The sequence below is a fragment of the Streptomyces sp. NPDC126510 genome (assembly GCF_040302345.1).
In the GTDB taxonomy this organism is placed as follows: domain Bacteria; phylum Actinomycetota; class Actinomycetes; order Streptomycetales; family Streptomycetaceae; genus Streptomyces.
Genome location: NZ_JBEORR010000022.1, coordinates 43,603 through 58,687, shown reverse-complemented (window position 1 = coordinate 58,687; position 15,085 = coordinate 43,603). Strand labels below are relative to the sequence as shown.

Here is a 15,085-nt window from a genome sequence, read left to right as displayed (position 1 = left end):
CGCCGAAATGCTCAGCCGGCCGGGTGATTCCCGCGGGCACCCCGCAGCGACTCGATGCAGACGGCGACCGCCCGCTGGAGGTCCTCCAGACGCTGCACCATGTCGTCCTCGTAGAACTCCCCGGCGTCGTCGAAGGTCAGCTCCTCGAACACCTTGGTCGCCTTCTGCAGGCTGCTGTAGAACTTCGTGCGCCGCTCCTGCACCCGCAGCCCCGGGTCCGCTTCCACGGCCTCGACCACGAGGGACTTCATGGTGTCGTACGCCTCGGCGGCCCACTCGCCGGCGTCCTCGCCCTCGTCCAGCTCGTCGATCAGCGACAGGTGCCGCTCGGCCTCCTGGCGAAGGTCGGAGGGCGCGTCGACGGTCTGTCCGGCGGGCGTCTTGATCTGCCCCGACTCGGCGATCTGGCGCACGTATCCGATCCGGTCGGCCGCCCTGCTCTCACCGGCGACTGCCTTCTTCAGCTCGTCGGTGCGCACGACGTCGCGAGCCAGCTCCGACTGGAGGTCCGCGTCCTCACGGACCCGGTCCAGCAGGGCCTGGCGGGCCGCGCGGGCGGTGGAGGGGTCGGCGAGGATCGCGGCCCGCAGGGCGGTGGGGTTCTCCGCGACCTCCAGTGCCTTCGTGGGCCGGATGCCCTCTGCCTCGGCCGCCTCGGAGATGGCGGTGCCGCGCTCGGAGGTGGCGCTGTTGCGGGAGACGTAGTAGCTCAGCCACACGTCGGCGTCCGGCAGGTCCACCTCCTGACCCGGCGTCAGCGCCTCGAACTGCGGGACCATCCCGTCGTCCGCCGCCCGGTCCCACGCCTTGTAGTAGCGCATGACCCGCTCCGGGGAGCAGCCCGCGAGCTCAGCGAACTCCTTCGCGGACACCTTCGGCGTCTCGTCCGCACCCTGCCCGCCGGGCCGCACACTGCGCGCCACCTTCAGCCCGAAGGCCCACCCTCCGGTCCGGGCGTACGCCCCGAACTCCCGCGCGTCCCGCGCGACCAGGTCGGACACGGGCGCCGGCGGGGCGGGGGACGTCTCGGGCGGGGTCATGGCTACGGTCACGGACGACTCTCCTGAGGCGGGGCAGATCGGATGGCACGAGGTGCGCACGGAAGCCTAGCGGCACCGGCTGACCTCGCCGTTCACCGCCCGTGCGGCCTGCGCGAAAACCGTTGTCGCACCCGGGCGCGGGTGCGCGAGGATGCCGGGCATGGTGCGAACAGGTGAGGACGAGGCACTGCGCCGCTGTGTCGAGTGCGGCGGTCACCAGTACGGCGGTGCCCCCGACTGCGGCGTCTGCCGCGACCTGGTGGACGGCATCGTCGAGGGGGAGTGGGCCGCTTTCCTGCGGCAGTGGGACACGACGGGGGGCGGTGACCAGGAGCGGGCACTGGCCGAGATGGTCGTCGCCGAACCCGACCGGCACGACTGGCGGCTGGTGGACGCCGCTTTCGACCGGCTCCGGTGCCCCGACTGCGGCGACCGGCTCACGCGCGGCCCGGCCGGCTGCCCTCCCTGCGACCGGGCGCACGGCTACCGCTATGCCGCGATCGAGACGGACCGGCCGGGAGTCCCGCCGGGCAACGAGCACGCGATCCGGGTCAACGTCTCGGTGCTGCGCAGGCCGCAGGTCAGCTCGGCCAGCGAAGTGCTCGTCCGGCGCCTGCTGCTGCCCCTGCTCCTGGCGGGGTACCTGCCCACGACCGAGGAGGCCCAGCGGATCAGCGCGCTCGTGAAGAAGAGCCCCCCGGGGCGGAGGGCTCAACTGGTCGAGCAGATCGTGCAGGCGCTGGCCGAGGACTTCAGCCGAACGCGTCCCGCAGCGCCGGCAGCAGGGTCTTCTCCGACCAGTCCAGATACGCCGGCTGCGACTCACCGCCGATCTGCACCAGGGCGACCTCGGTGAATCCGGCCTCGGCGTACGGTCGGACGGCCTCGACGAACGCGCCGGGATCGTCACCGCACGGGATGGCGTCGGCGACGTCGTCCCGCGTGACGAACTGGGTCGCCGCCTCGAAGGAATCCGGGTGCGGCAGCTCCGAGTTGACCTTCCAGCCGCTGCCGAACCAGCGGAACTGGGAGTGCGCCCGCTCAACGGCAGCGTCCCGGTCGGGGTCGTAGCAGACCGGCAGCTGGCCCACGCGGGGCTTGCCCCGGCCGCCGTGCCGGTCGAACGACTCCAGCAGCCCGGCCTTGGGCTCGGTGGCGATGACCAGGTCGCCGAGCCGGCCCGCGAGTTCGCAGGACCGCTCCCCGGAGACGGCGATGCCGATGGGCGGCGCCTCGTCCGGCAGGTCCCACAGCCGGGCCGACTCCACGTCGAAGTGCGTGCCGCGATGGTTGACGTGTTTGCCCTGGAACAGGGCCCGGATGATCTCCACGGCCTCTTCGAACATCTCGTGCCGCACGTCGACGGACGGCCAGCCGCCGCCCACCACGTGCTCGTTGAGGTTCTCGCCCGATCCCAGCCCCAGCCGGAACCGGCCCTCGGACAGCAACTGCAGCGTCGCGGCCTTCTGCGCCACCACCGCCGGGTGGTAGCGGAACGTCGGACACGTCACGTACGTCATCAGCGGGATACGTGACGTGGCCTGGGCCGCCGCACCGAGCACGGCCCACGCGTAGGGCGAGTGGCCCTGCGAGCGCAGCCACGGGAAGTAGTGGTCGGAGGTCACCGAGAAGTCGAAGCCCGCCTCCTCGGCCCGCACCACATGGTCCACGAGCTCTCGGGGGCCGGCCTGCTCGGTCATCATCGTGTATCCGATTTGCACCATAACCGGCGAGTCCCCTGACACAGGACTTGAAAACGGCTCGATCAAGGTCGCCGGCGGGTGCAGGATGCCTGCATGAGCGCCCCGGCCCTGCCGCACTCCACCCCCGCCGCACAAGGCGTCGACGCCTGCGGTGTGCTCGCCTTCCTCGACGCCCTCGAAGCGGCGCCCGACATCGAGCCGCACAGCCTGATGATCATGCGGCACGGGCAGCTGGTCGCCGCCGGCTGGTGGGCGCCGTACACCGCCGGACGCCGCCACCTGCTGTACTCGCTCAGCAAGAGCTTCACCGCGACCGCCGCCGCCCTGGCCGAGGCCGAGGGGCTGCTCGACTTCGACGCGCCCGTCACCTCGTACTTCCCGGAGTTCCAGGCCGACATCACCGACCCGCGCAGCCGGGCCATGCTGGTGCGGCACGTGGCGTCCATGGCGAGCGGCCACCGGCGGGACACCGTCGACGAGGCCTTCCGGCGGGGCGTCGCCGAGCCCGTCCGGCAATTCCTGCTGCTGCCCCCGGACGCCGACCCGGGCACCGTCTTCGCCTACAACCAGCCCGCCACCTACACGCTCGCCGCGATCGTCCAGCGGGTGACGGGGCAGCCGCTCACCGCGTACCTGCGGCCTCGGCTGCTGGATCCGCTGGGCATCGGCGAGGTGGCCTGGCTGTGGGACCGCACGGGCCGCGAGCTCGGCTTCAGCGGCCTGCACGCCACCACCGACGCGATCGCCCGGTTCGGACAGCTGTATCTGCGCGACGGGCTCTGGGAGGGCGAGCGGCTGCTGCCCGAGGGGTGGGCGGCCCGCGCCTCACACCCCCGCACACCGACCGCCGGCCAGATGGGAGACGTGGACCGGCAGGACTGGGACCAGGGCTACGGCTACCAGTTCTGGACGTCACGGCACGGCTACCGGGGCGACGGCGCGTTCGGCCAGTTCTGCCTGGTGCTGCCGGAGCATGACGTGGTGATCGCGGCAACCTCGGCGACCGAGCGGATGCAGGAGTACCTGAACCTGGTCTGGACGCATCTGCTGCCCGCCTTCGGCTCCAAGCCGCTGACCGGCCGCGAGGCCGCCGACGCGGAGCTGCGGGAGCGTCTCGGCCGGCTCGCGCTGCCGCCCGCCCCGGGCCGTCCCGCACCCTCCGGCAGGGAGCGGGACTGGGCGGGCGCCGCGTTCACGCCCGCCGATGCGGCCGGACCGGTCCGCTCGGCCGCGCTCACCCGGCACACCGGCGGCTGGACGCTCACCCTCACCGGAGAGGGGGACCGGCCGGACCGTCCGGACCGGCTCGACCTGCGGATCGCGCGGGAGGGCTGGACGGTCGCCGAGGAACCCGTCCCGACAGCGGTGAGCGGCGGCTGGACCGAAGGCGGCACGCTGGCCGTGGACGTGCTCTTCCTGGAGACCCCGCACCGCCTGGCGCTGACCTGCTCCCTCGCGGAGGGGACCCTCACCGCGCACTGGCGCACCCCTCCGCTGCACCCCGGCCCCCTCACCGCCCTGCGCGCCCCGCGCCGGTCAGTCTGACTCCGGCCGGAAGGTCTTGAAGAAGGTGCGCAACGCCTCCTGGTTGGCGGCCGTGTCCCAGTCGGCGTCCGGCGTGGTCCAGCGCAGCGAGAAGCTCCGCCCCCCACCGAGCAGGAAGCCCCGGCCGTAGGTGTGCACCCGGGTGCCGTCGACGTATGCCGTCCACTCCATGTCGGCGGCCTTGCGGCCCTGGTACGTCGTCGCGCGGATCGCGCCGATCCGGTCGTAACCGTCCGCCTGTTTGAGGTTGGGTTCGACGTCGTCCCGCCACACGGCCACGGGGTCCGGGCCCGCCTGGTCGCTGTAGGTGACGGCCAGCGTGCGGTCGTCGTCCTCGGCGCCGAAGACGACGCGGTACACCTCGCCGTCGCGGTCGGTGTCCAGCCGCTCGAAATCCTTGGGGAGCGCGACGGAGAAGCCCTCCGCCGCCCGGTAGCGCTGGAAGCCGGCCGGCAGGGCCGTGGCCGGGGAGGAGGGGGTGCGTGTGGGGGTGGGCTCGGGCGGCGGGGGGGCCGGGGAGGACGGAGTGGATGTGGGGGAGGGGGACGCGGGCGGGCTGGGCGCCCCGGACGGTTCGGCGCTGTCGCCGCCGGTGCCCTCGCCCGGAGTGGCGGCGGAGGCCGGGGGCCGGGCCGGGGATTCGGCCGCGTCGCTGCCGCCGTCCGTGCCGGGCAGCCCCTGGGTCGCGGCGAGCACGGCGACCGCCACGGTGACGACGGCCAGGGCCGTTCCCGCCACCACGGTCCGTCTGCTCCACGCAGGGTTCCCGGTCCGCACCGCGGCGTACGCGCCGCGCAGCCGCGGGACCGGTGCCGCGGCCAGGGCGGCCTCGGGGTCCTCGCTGAGGGCGCGGGTCAGCGCCTCACGCACCACCGGGCGGGTCAGCCGCTCTCGCGAGTCCTTGCGGAGCAGCCCCTGCACGACCTGGGTGAGCGGCCCGGCGCGCACCGGCGTGCGCAGCGGAAGCCGGTCCACGCCCTTCAGTGTGTTCTCCGGGCGCCCCCGGTCCCGGAAGGGCGGGCGCCCCTCGACCGTCGTGTACAGGATCGCGCCCAGCGCCCACAGATCGGCCGCGGGGCCGATGCGCTGGTCGCGGGCCTGCTCCGGGGAGGCGAACGCGGGTGCCGTCAGGCGGGGCGCGAGGGTCGCGCCGGCCAGGCCGAAGCCGGTGACGACGACCGAGTGGTCCTCGCGCACGAACACCTGTCCGGGGCTGAGTTCGCCGTGCGTGATGCCCTCGGCGTGCGCGGCGTCCAGCACGTCGAGCAGCTCCAGGCCGATCCGCGCCGCCCGCACGTAGTTGAACGTGCCCTGCTCGGAGAGGAGTTCACCGAGGGGGGTGCCGTCGATCCACTCGTTGACCGTCCACAGGGCGCCGGCCTCCTCGACCGCGTCGACGACCGCGGCGATCCGGCCGGGGCACAGCAGCGCCATGTTCTCGGTCGTGCGCAGCAGGCGGGCGGCGGCCCGGCGCTCGGCCCCGCGGGGGTCCTCCGGAAGCCCGATCTGGGTCACGAGGCACGGGCGGGGGATCTCGCCGGCCCCGGTGTCCTCGGCGTACCAGCAGATGCGGTTGGTCTCGCGGTGAATGATCTCGAGCAGCCGGTACCGGCCGGCGACCAACTGGTGTGTGGAGACGTGCGCCCTGCCCATGGCCATCCCTCGCTGGAAACCTGGCTCTCACCTTTTCCAGAAGTACGAGGGGTGAGGCGGCCTGCGTTCAAACGGATCGCAACTCGGTCCTCGTTCCTGTCTTTTGTTCAAAGGGTGGGAGCAAGTGTGCGAAGAAAGAGGGTTTTTCGAGTCCCCGGCGCGGCTCACCTCGGCGGGCCGGGGCACGACGGGCGCGAGGAATTCGCCCGCCGCGGCCCGTTGATCCGCGAATTCGAGCCCTGCCTGGTGGTAACCGGCGGTAAATGCGGAGGGGTGCAACGTCTGAACTCGGAGCCCTCCGATGAATTGCGCGACGGATTCCCGGGAGGGGCCGGAGCGTCAGCGCAGCCCGAAGCGACGCGACCAGGCGAACACGTCGTCCGTCGTCGCGTTGCCCCCGCACACCACCAGGCCGAGCCGCGCACCGTCACCGACCCGTTCCAGGACCTGCCGGGCCGCGGGCAGCAGGCAGCCCGCTGCCGGCTCGGCCCACACCTTGGCGTGCTCGGCCAGGTCCAGCACGCCCCGCACGGCTTCCCGGTCCGGAACGACGAGGACCTCGGTGACCAGCGCGGATACATGGTCGTACGTCAGCTGCGACACGGACGGAGCGCTGAGGGTGGAGACGATCGACGACAGGTCGACCGGTCGCGGGCCGCCCGCCGCCAGCGCCTCGGACATGGCCTGGGCGCCCTCGGTCTCCACGCCCCACACCCGCACGCCGGGCCGGCACGCCCGCAGCGCGGCTGCGACACCGGCGATCAGGCCGCCGCCCCCGATGCTCACGAGCACGTCCGTGAGTTCACCGGCGTCGGCGGCGAACTCCAGCCCGACCGTGCCCTGCCCGGCGATCACCGCGGGATCGTCGAAGGGATGGACCAGGGTGAGACCCTCCTGCTGAAGCCGCGTCATGAGCGCGAACGCGCCGTCCATGTCGTCGGTCAGCCGCACCGACGCGCCGGCCTCCTCCGCGATCTCCACGGCACGGGCGGGTGCCGAACGGGGCATCACCACCGTGGCCTTCACATCGAGGGCCGCGGCCATGGTCGCGACGGCGATCCCGTGGTTGCCGCCGCTGACCGCCACGACCCCGGCGGCCCGCTCGGCCGCGCCCAGCGACAGCAGCTTCGCCGCCGCTCCGCGTGCCTTGAACGAGCCGGTGCGCTGCAGCAGTTCGAGTTTCACGGTGACCGGTGCACCGAGCAGCGCCGACAACCCCGGGCTGTCCACGGTCGGGGTGCGCACGACGTGCCCGGCGATTCGCGCGGCCGCGGCTTCGATCTCCAGCATGCCGATCATGGCAGGTGTCCTTCCGGCGCGGGGTCGCGGAACGCGCCGTATCGAACCCTGGCGTGCCGAGGGTGCCGAGGTCAAAGCGGTGCGCGGGTACGCCCTGTGCCACCGGCGCACCCGAGCCCGGCGGCTCAGACGTCGCGCCGCACCAGGTACTCCAGCAGCGACCGCAGGTCCCCGGCGGCCTCCGCTGCCAACGGAGCTCCGGCGAGTGAGGTCTCGACGGCGGTGAGGTGCCGGCGGGCCTCCGCGAGGGCCGCTGCACGGCCGCCGGCCTCCTCGATGAGCGCGGCCGCCGTGCCGGTCGCCGCACCCGACTTCAGGAGTGACGCGATCCGGCCGCCCATCGGGGAACCGAGGGCCACCAGCACCGGAAACGTCTTCTTCCGCTCACGCAGATCACCGTGGACCGGTTTGCCGGTGACATCGGGGTCACCCCAGATGCCCAGCACGTCGTCGACGATCTGGAACGCGACCCCCAGGTGCCGGCCCGCCCGGTCGAGCGCGGCGGCCGTCTCGGGACGGGCACCGCCGAGCACGGCACCGAGCGCCGCCGCACAGCCGAGCAGCGCGCCCGTCTTGTGCTCCGCCATCGCCCGGTACTCCTCGGGTCGTACCCGCTCCGGGCCGGTCCACGGGCGGTCGGCGAACAGCAGGTCGTCCGCCTGTCCGCGCACCAGGTCACCCAGCGCCGCGGACAGCGTCCGCACGCCCGCCGCACCACCGGGCCGCGCGGCCAGCGTCTCGACGGCCAAGGCGAACAGGGCGTCGCCCGCCAGCACCGCGGGACCCGTGCCATAGGCCTTCCAGACGGTGGGGCGGCTGCGCCGGTCCGCGTCGCCGTCCATGATGTCGTCGTGCAGCAGGGAGAAGGTGTGGACCAGTTCCACCGCGACCGCCGCCGCCACCCCGGTCCGGCCCGGCGCACCGGCCGCCTCCGCGCCGAGCACAGCCAGTGCCTGCCGCACGCCCTTGCCACCCGGGGCCACGGCCGGCGCACCCCCGACCTCGCACCAGCCGAAGGAGTACGCGGCCATCTCGCCCACCCAGGGGTGCAGTCGCCCCACGGCTTCTTCCAGGGCGGGCCGGACCAGGGCGCGGCAGCGGCCCAGAACCGCGGGGACGTCACCGGCGTCGGCCGCGCGATCGTGCGGCTCGCCCCGGCGCGCCGTCCGTGCCGTTGCGGACGCCTCGGGCGCCGTGCCCTGGCGTGACGGCCGCGCGGCGGCCGGGGCCGGGGCCGGTGTCGTCGTGCCCTCGTGCGCCGCCTGTCCGGCTTCCCGGGCCGGCGGCGCCTGCGTGACCGGCGCCGGTGCCGCCGTGGCGCTCCTGCGGGCTGTCTCCACCGTCGTCGGCAGCGCCGTCACAGGGCCGCCCCCGTCGCCTGCCCGGCCGACGGTATGCCGAGCTCCTCATGGGCCCGGGCCACCATCCGGCGGGCGTGCTGCAGGCCGATGCGCTCCAGCAGGACGGCGAGGTCGGCCAGTTCGGCCGCCGTCTCCTCACGATCGCGGCCCAGGCGGGCCAGGGACTTGGCGAGTCCCAGCCGGGAGAGTGCCTCCCCGCGCGGCTCGCTCATCTCGCGGAACTCCGCGAGCGCCTCCTCGTACAGCTCACGCGCCTCCTCGTAACGCCCCGCCCGGTAAAGGACGTTGCCGCGCATCTTGTGGTTGTAGGCGAGAGCACTGGACAGCCGCATCGTGCGGCACGTCGCCTCCGCCTCGGTCAGCAGCCCCAGGGCCCGCTCGGTGTCCTGGTCGCGCACCGACACCACATCGGCCAGCCCGCGCAGCGCCCAGGCGTGGCCGCGGTGGTCGTCGGCACGAGCGGCGATCCCGGCGGCCTCCTCGAACAGCGCGTACGCCGAGTCGTAGCGGCCGGTGTTGCGGTGCATCTGCGCGATGCCCTCCAGGGCCCACACCGTGTGCCGCGCCTCGCCGCGCCGCCGGGCTTCGGCGAGCAGCTGCTCGTGCAGTCTGCCGACGGCCTCGTAGTCGCCCTGGATGCGGCCGGTCTCGGCCAGCCCGGCCAGCGAATAGCCCCGGACGACGACGTCCCCACCGCGTTCGCCCAGGTCGGCCGCCAGCTGAAGCAGCCTGCGGGCCAGCGGGAGCGCGCCGCGCTGCCGGGCCAGCGTGCCGCCACTCCACAACGCCCAGGCCATCGCCCCGAGGTCCCCGGCCTGCCGGGCCGCGCGGTAGCTCGCCTTCCAGGCCCGCTCCGCCTCCTCGACCCGGCCCAGCCGGCGGTGTGCCTCGGCCACCGCGAGTCCGGAGCGCGCCGCCTCCCCCGGCTGTCCCGCACGCTCCGCGGCCCTCAGCTGCTCGGTGCCTGCGGCCAGGACGTCGGTCAGCGAGGAGTTGACGGACAGGGTGGTGAGCGCGCCCTGGTACTCCGGGGCGAATGCCTTGCCGTACATCGATGCCTTTCGGTCCGTATGCACACCATGTATACACAGCGCGTATACATGGTGTGCATAGAAGGGTGAGAACCTGCCCTGGCCACAAGGGCCAGGGCAGCACCTGTTGCCGATCAAGACGTCGGCGGTACGGACCGGGTTGCCTCTGAGGCGCAGATCACCTGAGGGGCGTTCAGTGCTGGCCGGCTTTGTGCGGTGTCGCCTCGCTGGGCCGGACGACGACGTACCCCTCGCCCTGGAGCACCAGTTGCACCGCTTCGCCGGAGCCGCCGCGCAGCATCGACCCGATGGACTGCGAGCGGTGCAGCGAGGTCTGCAGTCCCGCGGTCCATCCCACGATCGCGTCGGTGTCGACGTACACCGGGTACCGGGACGAGACCGGGATGACGAGCGGGTTGCCCTCGCGCACCAGGCCCAGCTTGCCGTGCCCGGTGAAGACGCTGTTGAACAGGCCGCCGCCGGTGATGCCGGCGCCCTTCACGGTGGCGATGCGGTACGACAACGTGGCGTCGAAACACAGGACGTTGCGGCCGTTGACCGTGAACTCGTCGCCCGGCTCGACGTCGACGATGAAACAGTTCTGTGCCTCGTGCGCGAACCAGGCCTCGCCCTGCCCGCGCACCGCCATCAGCGGCAGGCCCTCCCCGGTGACCGCGCGCTTGAGCATGCCGCCCACGCCCTGGCCCTTGCGCTCGAACTGGAGGTCGCCGCGGTAGGAGATCATCGCTCCCTGCCGGGCGAGCATCTCGCCGTTCACCGTGTAGCGGACGCACTTGGCGTTCTCGACCGTCATGCCCGGCGCCACGGCCGGCTGCACCACGTGCTCACTTGAAAAGAGGTCACCCTTCATCCGGGCATCCTCGCCCGGAGCGTCTCCCTCCGCCAAGAACACGCGGGCGGCCGCTTCCGCCACCCACGGCTCATGCCGCTTCACAGACCGCAAGGGACGGCACGCCCGTCGGGACCACCTGCACAGCGCTGCCGACCGCACCACTACGGTGAGGTACGCCGGGACGACCTCCGCCCGCACCCGCCCCGACCGGCCGAAGGAGCGCAGCCGAAGATGTCCCGCACCGCCCGCCCCCGCTGCCGAGCCGCCCTGGCCGCCCTCACCTGCTGCGTCGCGCTGGGCTGCGGGACCGGCACGGTGCCCCAGGAGCGGCCCGGCCCACCGCCCAGTCCGCCGAGGGCGGCCGGGCCCAGTGTGGTCACCTGGGCCTCGTCCGCAGGCCATCTGAGCGAGGCGGCCGACGGGGCGGCCGACGGCCGCGGTTACCGGCTGATGGTGCGTACCAGCGTGGGCGGCAGCGGCCTCAGGGTGCGGCTGTCCAACGCCTTCGGCGACCGGCCGGCGACGTTCACCAACGTCCACGCCGGCCTGCGACGGGCCGGTGCCGCACTCGTCCCCGGCACCAACAAGCGTCTGACCTTCGACGGCGCTCGCTCCGTCACCGTCCCCGCCGGCGGCATCGTCTACAGTGACCCGCTGCCCGGCCGCGTTCCGGCCGGGCGCACCCTCGCCGTCAGCATGTACGTACCCCGGGCGGGCGGCGCGCTCACCGGACACTGGCTGGCGATGCAGACGTCCTACAAGACCGTCGGCGACCATGCCGCGGAGGAGGGCGCGACCCACTGGAAGCAGCGGACCGGTTCCTGGTTCTACCTCGACGCCGTCACCGTACGGCCCCGCGAGAAGACGGGGGCCGTGGTCGCACTCGGCGACTCCATCACCGACGGCTGGCATTCCACCACCGACCGGGACCGCCGCTGGCCCGACTTCCTGGCCCGCCGCCTGAACGATTCCACCGGCACGGGCGTCGAGGGGGTGGCCAACGCGGGCATCGCCGCGAACAAGGTTCTCCTCGACGGCCCCGGGCAGAGCACCCTCAACCGCGTGCAGCGCGACGCGCTCTCGCTGCCGGGCGTGCGCACGGTCTTCCTCTTCCAGGGCGTCAACGACATCAAGGCCGAACCCGGCGCCACCGGTGCCGGGCTGATCGCCGGGTACCGCAGGCTGATCAGCCGAGCGCACGCGGCCGGGAAGTGCGTCGTCGGAGCCACCATCGCCCCCTACAAGGGCTGGCAGGAGTGGGACCCCGCCGGGGAGGCGGTACGACGGCAGGTCAACGCCTTCATCCGGGACAGCGGCGAGTTCGACGGGGTCACCGACTTCGACCGCGTCCTGCGCAGCCCCGACGACCCCGAGCGCATCCGCCCCGCCTTCGACGGCGGCGACCATCTGCACCCCAACGACCAGGGGATGCGGGCGATGGCCGACGCCGTCGACCTGGACAGCCTCGACTGCCGGGCCGGCTAGGACCTGCCGACGGCCGGCGGCGACGCGGCAGATGCGCGTGCCACGCCCCGTGACGACGACAGGGTCGAACGAGGGGACCACGGCCGCAGGCCGCCTCGTTCAGCTGCCCGGGCGGTCAGCCGGACGCCGTCGGCTCCGGGGCGATCAAACCCTCGCGGTAGGCGATCGCCACGGCCTCGCCGCGGTTGGACGCGCCCACCTTGGCGAGGATGTTGGAGACGTGGACGCTTGCCGTCTTGCCGCTGATGAACAGCTCCTCGCCGATCTGCCGGTTGCTGCGGCCGAGGGCGAGCAGCCGCAGCACGTCCTGCTCGCGCGCCGTGAGGACGGCCGCCCGGTCGTCGCTGCCGGGCCTGTCCGACAGCCGGCCGCGCCGGATCAGGTCGTCCGCCCGTTCGCGCAGCGGCGTGGCACCGAGGTGGTCCGCGGTCTCCCGTACCGCCCGGGCCTCGGACGCCGCCTCCTCGCGCCGCCCGGCCGCCACCAGAGCCTCGGCGTACCGCAGCCGGCACCGCGCCCGCTCGTAGACGTCGCCGTAGCCGAACGCCGTCACCACCCTCGACCAGGCGGCCGCGTCCGGCCCCGACACGGCCCTGGTCCACTCCGCCTCGGCCCGGGCCAGCCACGCCTGTCCCTCGGGGCCCTGGGGCGTGCCGTCGTCACGGGTCGCCATCGTCCGCGCCACGTCCACCAGTTCGGTCGCGGTGTCCGTCCAGCGACGGGCTCCGGCCTCGTCGCCGGCCGACCGCAGTCCGGCCGCCGCGTCGGCCACCGCCGACAGCGCCAGCGCGGCGAGCCGCACCGTGACGTCCGGGCGGACACCCGCCTCGTCGATGAGGCCCTCGACCGTCGACCGCATCCACCGCACCGCGTCCTCGGGGTCCGAGCGCAACGCCGCCGCGTCGGTGAGCACGATGCCCGCGACGAGGGTGGCCATCCAGTCGAACGGCCCGTCCAGCAGGGCACGGGCCCGGTCCTCGGCCGCGAAGTCACCGCGCGCGAGGGTGACGTACAGGGCGGGACCCATCGTGTAGCCGCCGGCGGCCGGCAGCACGTCGGCGTCGGCCGCCGCCGCGCGCAGACACTCGTCCCAGCGGCCCAGCACGTTCAGCACCAACAGCCGCAGGTAGCGCATCTCCAGCGGATAGGTCGACGACAGCAGCCCGGCGCGGCGGGCCCGGTCCAGGCCCTCCGTCAGCCAGGGCACGCACTCCGCCAGGGCGCCGGACTCGTAACAGCCCATGGCCAGGTTGAACAGGGCGCGCAGCTCCACGGGCGCGTTGCCCGAACTCCGCGCCAGTTCCCGGGCTTTGACCAGCCGCTGCCGGCCCTCCGAGCCCCGCCGCCCCTCGCCGTCGAAAACGGCCAGGGAGATCAGCAGGTCCGCCTGGGCGTCCGACACCCGCAGCCGCTCCGCCACCCCCAGGGCCCGGCGGGCGACCTCGAGCGCGGTCTCGTTCTCCCCGACGTGACGTGCCGCCAGGACATGCGTGGCCGCCGCCCACACCCACGTCGGGGACGGAGGGTCCTCCGGGATCATCGCCAGTGCCTCGCTGCTGTAGGCGAACGCCGCCGTCAGGCTGTCCACGCTCAGCAGGTTCCCGGCGAGGGTGTAGCGGACCCGCGCGGCGAGTTCGGACTCGGCGTCCTGGCCGAGTCCGGCCAGCGCGGACCGGGCGAGGGACACCGCCCGGTGCAGCTCCCCGGCGTGCGCGGCCGCCGCCGACGCCCGCAGCGTCAGCGTCACCCGTTCGACGCCCGGGGGCCGGGACCCGGGACCGACCGCCGGCCACAGGTCCAGGGCCGCTTCGAGATGCCGTTGCTCCTCGGTCGGCGCACCGACCCGCTGGGCGTGATCGGCGGCCTCCAGCGATGCGGCCAGCGCCTCGGGGAGGTCGTGGCTCTCCCGGTAGTGATGGGCGCGTTCGGCGGCGCTCTCGGCCCGCCCGCGGCCGGCGAGCAGCCGTGCGAACGCGCCGTGCAGCCTCGCCCGCTCCCCGGGCAGCAGATCGGCGTAGACGGCCTCGCGGGCGAGCGCGTGCCGGAAGGAGTACGTGTCCCCGTCACCGGCGACGAGCAGCTGCCGCCCCACCGCCTCACGCAGCGCCGACTCCAGCTCCGCCTCCGGCAGCCCGGCCGCCTCCCGCAGCAGGTCGTGCTCCACCCGGCGCCCGGCGACGGAGGCGGTCCGCAGCACCTGCTGCGCCCTCTCGGAGAGCTGCTCGAAACGGATCAGCAGCACGTCGGCGAGTCCGCTGGGCACACCGCCCGACTCGGTGTCGGTGGCCGCGAGCAACTCCTCCGCGTAGAAGGCGTTCCCCTCGGCCCGCTCCACGATCCGCCGCACCGTGGCGTCCGGTAGCGGCCGGGGCTCCAGGGCCCGCACCAGCCGGTCCACGTCGGGATCGGCCAGCGGCCGCAGCTCCAGCCGCTCGACGACGGGCAACCGCACCAGCTCCGCCAGCAGCGGCCGCAGCGGATGCCGGCGGTGCAGGTCGTCGGCCCGGTACGAGGCGAACACCGCCAGCCGGTGCCGGAGCACGCCCCGGCCCAGCAGGAACCGCAGCAGATCCCGCGACGACTGATCCGCCCAGTGCAGGTCCTCCAGCACGAGCAGCAGCGGCGCGGACTCCGCGACCTCCGCCAGCAGGCCCGCCATCCCCTCGAACAGCCGCAGCCGCCCGTCCACGTCCCGTACGGAGTCGGTCCCGGACCCCAGCAGCCGCTCGACCACAGGATGAGCGGCGAGAGCACCGGCGAACCGTTCGTCAGTGGCGAGCACCCCGAGAAGTTCGGTGAACGGCAGATAGGGCAGACCCACGTCTCCGAGATCCACACAGTGCCCGGTGAGCACGGTCATGCCGGAGTCGGCGGCCCGAACCGAGATCTCGTCCAGCAATCGCGTCTTGCCGACTCCCGCATCCCCGCCCACGAGTACGGCCCGCGTCTCGCCGGCGCGCGCACGCCCCAGCACGCCGGAAAGCCGATCGAGTTCAGGATCCCGCCCGACCACCGGCGTGGCGGATGATGCCTGTGGCACAGAACCAACCTTCTTTTCATGCGCGGGACGTGGACAGGGTGCGGCTCCGCCGCGGGGGCGCGACCAACCGCACAC

At 73.7% G+C, this 15,085-nt stretch carries 11 protein-coding genes; 3 read left to right on the top strand and 8 right to left on the bottom strand.

Annotation, left to right across the window (positions count from 1 at the left end):
• Nucleotides 1-11: 11 nt before the first annotated feature.
• Nucleotides 12-1,040 carry a hypothetical protein gene (locus tag ABTX60_RS28025; RefSeq protein WP_502992413.1) on the bottom strand — a complete coding sequence of 343 codons (1,029 nt, stop codon included), beginning with the start codon at nucleotides 1,038-1,040 and terminating at the stop codon, nucleotides 12-14.
• Between the two features lie 160 nt (nucleotides 1,041-1,200).
• Between ABTX60_RS28025 and ABTX60_RS28020 the strand changes: the two genes are divergently transcribed.
• A complete protein-coding gene (locus tag ABTX60_RS28020; protein WP_352099789.1) occupies nucleotides 1,201-1,896 on the top strand; it encodes a hypothetical protein in 696 nt (231 codons plus the stop codon).
• Here the strand turns inward: ABTX60_RS28020 and ABTX60_RS28015 are convergent.
• The gene (locus ABTX60_RS28015; protein WP_352099788.1) at nucleotides 1,793-2,764 is read right to left on the bottom strand and encodes an LLM class F420-dependent oxidoreductase; all 972 of its coding nucleotides are present in this window, start codon (nucleotides 2,762-2,764) and stop codon (nucleotides 1,793-1,795) included. The genes ABTX60_RS28020 and ABTX60_RS28015 overlap by 104 nt on opposite strands.
• Nucleotides 2,765-2,836: 72 nt before the next feature.
• On the opposite strand from ABTX60_RS28015, the gene ABTX60_RS28010 reads away from it, so the two are divergent.
• Nucleotides 2,837-4,288, top strand: coding sequence for a serine hydrolase domain-containing protein (locus ABTX60_RS28010; RefSeq protein ID WP_352099787.1), 1,452 nt, complete (start codon nucleotides 2,837-2,839; stop codon nucleotides 4,286-4,288).
• Here ABTX60_RS28010 and ABTX60_RS28005 read toward each other — a convergent pair.
• The 5 genes from ABTX60_RS28005 to ABTX60_RS27985 form a co-directional block, all read right to left on the bottom strand.
• Entirely contained in the window at nucleotides 4,280-5,947 is a 1,668-nt protein-coding gene (locus ABTX60_RS28005) for a serine/threonine protein kinase (protein WP_352099786.1), read from the bottom strand. The genes ABTX60_RS28010 and ABTX60_RS28005 overlap by 9 nt on opposite strands.
• 333 nt (nucleotides 5,948-6,280) lie before the next feature.
• Nucleotides 6,281-7,240 carry a threonine/serine dehydratase family protein gene (locus ABTX60_RS28000; protein WP_352099785.1) on the bottom strand — a complete coding sequence of 320 codons (960 nt, stop codon included), beginning with the start codon at nucleotides 7,238-7,240 and terminating at the stop codon, nucleotides 6,281-6,283.
• Nucleotides 7,241-7,365: 125 nt separating this feature from the next.
• On the bottom strand, nucleotides 7,366-8,346 hold the full coding sequence (locus ABTX60_RS27995; RefSeq protein WP_352099881.1) for a polyprenyl synthetase family protein: 981 nt from the start codon (nucleotides 8,344-8,346) through the stop codon (nucleotides 7,366-7,368).
• Between the two features lie 251 nt (nucleotides 8,347-8,597).
• A complete protein-coding gene (locus ABTX60_RS27990; RefSeq protein ID WP_352099784.1) occupies nucleotides 8,598-9,653 on the bottom strand; it encodes a tetratricopeptide repeat protein in 1,056 nt (351 codons plus the stop codon).
• A 172-nt stretch (nucleotides 9,654-9,825) separates the two neighbouring features.
• Nucleotides 9,826-10,503, bottom strand: a complete 678-nt coding sequence (locus ABTX60_RS27985; protein WP_352099783.1) for an AIM24 family protein — start codon at nucleotides 10,501-10,503, stop codon at nucleotides 9,826-9,828.
• Nucleotides 10,504-10,716: 213 nt separating this feature from the next.
• On the opposite strand from ABTX60_RS27985, the gene ABTX60_RS27980 reads away from it, so the two are divergent.
• A complete protein-coding gene (locus ABTX60_RS27980) occupies nucleotides 10,717-11,970 on the top strand; it encodes an SGNH/GDSL hydrolase family protein (RefSeq protein WP_352099782.1) in 1,254 nt (417 codons plus the stop codon).
• 115 nt (nucleotides 11,971-12,085) lie between these two features.
• Here ABTX60_RS27980 and ABTX60_RS27975 read toward each other — a convergent pair whose 3' ends face one another.
• Entirely contained in the window at nucleotides 12,086-15,010 is a 2,925-nt protein-coding gene (locus tag ABTX60_RS27975) for a helix-turn-helix transcriptional regulator (protein WP_352099781.1), read from the bottom strand.
• Between the last annotated feature and the right edge of the window lie 75 nt (nucleotides 15,011-15,085).

Coding starts and splice junctions, on each gene's coding strand:
- ABTX60_RS28005 (WP_352099786.1), bottom strand. CDS start 5,947: ATGGCCATGGGCAGGGCGCACGTCTCCACACACCAGTTGGTCGCCGGC.
- ABTX60_RS28000 (WP_352099785.1), bottom strand. CDS start 7,240: ATGATCGGCATGCTGGAGATCGAAGCCGCGGCCGCGCGAATCGCCGGG.
- ABTX60_RS28025 (WP_502992413.1), bottom strand. CDS start 1,040: ATGACCCCGCCCGAGACGTCCCCCGCCCCGCCGGCGCCCGTGTCCGAC.
- ABTX60_RS27990 (WP_352099784.1), bottom strand. CDS start 9,653: ATGTACGGCAAGGCATTCGCCCCGGAGTACCAGGGCGCGCTCACCACC.
- ABTX60_RS27985 (WP_352099783.1), bottom strand. CDS start 10,503: ATGAAGGGTGACCTCTTTTCAAGTGAGCACGTGGTGCAGCCGGCCGTG.
- ABTX60_RS28015 (WP_352099788.1), bottom strand. CDS start 2,764: ATGGTGCAAATCGGATACACGATGATGACCGAGCAGGCCGGCCCCCGA.
- ABTX60_RS28020 (WP_352099789.1), top strand. CDS start 1,201: ATGGTGCGAACAGGTGAGGACGAGGCACTGCGCCGCTGTGTCGAGTGC.
- ABTX60_RS27980 (WP_352099782.1), top strand. CDS start 10,717: ATGTCCCGCACCGCCCGCCCCCGCTGCCGAGCCGCCCTGGCCGCCCTC.
- ABTX60_RS28010 (WP_352099787.1), top strand. CDS start 2,837: ATGAGCGCCCCGGCCCTGCCGCACTCCACCCCCGCCGCACAAGGCGTC.